Raw genomic sequence first — 1336 nt, 5'->3', positions numbered from 1 at the left:
GTCGACGTCGGCGGCGCCCGCCGGGTCGGCGAGCAGCGCGGCGAGGGCGAGCGGCGGCGCCGGCGCGTCGTCGTGCGGCGCCAGCGCGCGCGCGTACCACGCCACGTCGTGCCACGCGCCGCACTTGTAGCCGACCCCCCGGTACACGCCGACCGGCGCGAAGCCGACCGCGACGTGCAGCCCCACGCTGGCGTCGTTGGGGAGCGTGATCCCCGCGTACGCGTTGCGGAACCCCTGGCGCGCCAGCAAGTCGAACAGCGCGGCGTACAGCGCGCGGGCGGCGCCGCGGCGCTGCGCCGTGTCGGCGACGTACGCGGAGACCTCGACCGACCACTGGTACGCGGCGCGGTCGCGGTGCGGCGACGCGTACGCGTAGCCCGCGACGGCGCCGTCGAGCGCGAGCACCAGCCAGGGCGTGCGCGCCAGCACCCGCGCGACGCGGGCGGCCATCTCGTCGCCGTCGGGCGCCTCGGTCTCGAATGAGGTCGCGCGCCCGACGACCGCCGGCGCGTAGATCGCCGCCAGCGCCGCGCCGTCGTCGGGGCGGGCGAGCCGGATGAGCGCGCCGGCGGTCACGCGCCCGCGCGTCGCGCGCTCAGGGCGCGCAGCGGGGGCAGCGCGCGAGCACGCCGCCGGCGCCCGGCACCTCGCGCGCCACCCACGCCCGCAGCGCGGTGGTGGTCTCCGCGCACACCTGGCGGCTCCCCGCGGCGCGCAGCCGCCCGGGATGCAGGTCGCGGTCGATCTCCTTGCACGACACGCGGTGCAGCAGCGGCGCGTGCTTGGCGCGCACGGCGAGCACGTAGCCCCCCGGGTGCGCGTTGCGCCACCAGCCGTAGCCCGCGTCGTCGCCCGGGAACTCGGCGGTCGCGGCGCGCGGGTCGGCCGCGCCGCCCTCGGCGCCGGCGCTCACGGCGCGACGTCCGCCGGCGGCTCCGTGCCGAGGCTCGCCTGCAGGTCGGCGATCGCGCGCGCGAGCTGGCGCAGCGACTCGAGCATCGCGTGGGCCTCCGGCGGCACCACGGCGCCCCGCGCCTGCGCGTCGGCGATCTGCGCCTCGAGGGCGTCGGCGGAGTCGCCGAACGCGCGGAGCTCGTCGGGGGTCGGCATGCGCACAAGGTAACGCCGCCGCCCTGGCGCCCGCCCGGGCCTCGTGACAACGTCCGTGCGGGCTCGTCATCCGGACGGCCGCATCGTCCACCCCTCCTCGTGCCCCGCCGCCTCCCACCCCGCCGACCCGGTCGCGCCCTCGCGTGGAGCGCGGCGGCCGTGCTGGCCCTGGCGACGCCGCCCGCCGCCCCCGCGCAGAAGACCGCGCGCGCGGCCGCGGCGCCGC

3 protein-coding genes are annotated in these 1336 nt (G+C 80.1%); all 3 read right to left on the bottom strand.

Annotation, left to right across the window (positions count from 1 at the left end; genetic code table 11):
* On the bottom strand, positions 1–576 hold a 576-nt coding region (locus PYV61_RS25400; RefSeq protein WP_275836677.1), incomplete at its 3' end, for a GNAT family N-acetyltransferase.
* Positions 577–595: 19 nt separating this feature from the next.
* On the bottom strand, positions 596–913 hold the full coding sequence (locus PYV61_RS25395; protein ID WP_275836676.1) for a hypothetical protein: 318 nt from the start codon (positions 911–913) through the stop codon (positions 596–598).
* Complete coding sequence (locus tag PYV61_RS25390; protein ID WP_275836675.1) at positions 910–1110, bottom strand: hypothetical protein; 201 nt, start codon at positions 1108–1110, stop codon at positions 910–912. The genes PYV61_RS25395 and PYV61_RS25390 overlap by 4 nt, the downstream gene beginning before the upstream one ends.
* Positions 1111–1336 lie beyond the last annotated feature (226 nt).

Source organism: Roseisolibacter sp. H3M3-2, from assembly GCF_029211165.1.
In the GTDB taxonomy this organism is placed as follows: Bacteria; Gemmatimonadota; Gemmatimonadetes; order Gemmatimonadales; family Gemmatimonadaceae; genus Roseisolibacter.
Note: the sequence above shows the minus strand (reverse complement) of the source record. Positions and strands in the feature narration are given on the sequence as shown.

Bases quoted from the DNA above. Each gene is read 5' to 3' on its own strand.
- PYV61_RS25390 (WP_275836675.1), bottom strand. From the start codon at position 1,110: ATGCCGACCCCCGACGAGCTCCGCGCGTTCGGCGACTCCGCCGACGCC.